This window comes from Photobacterium sp. R1 (assembly GCF_054600795.1).
Genome location: NZ_BAAHZP010000523.1, coordinates 1 through 273 on the forward strand (window position 1 = coordinate 1; position 273 = coordinate 273).

The window sequence follows — 273 nt, forward strand, 5'->3', positions numbered from 1 at the left end:
TGCTATCCGCCATGGCACGCCTTCCAGGTTTTTGCCTTTCAGGCGGATTTCTCCACCGATTTCAACCAGATAATCATTCACACCCAATGAAGCAATATAGTCAGCCACAACATCGACACCGTACCCTTTAGCAATGGATGACAGATCAACATACAGCCCAGGCATATCTTTAATCAAAGCGTTACCTTGAACCTTCAGATGCTCTATACCGACTTCCTGACGACGAGCATCCAGTTCTTCATCCGTCGGTACCACATCCGGACGGGCTTCCGG

Annotated in this window: 1 protein-coding gene; it reads right to left on the bottom strand. The window is 49.1% G+C overall.

The window, feature by feature from the left end:
• Positions 1-273: FAD:protein FMN transferase (locus ACYP03_RS26115; RefSeq protein WP_459782686.1), on the bottom strand; the 273-nt coding region annotated here is incomplete at both ends.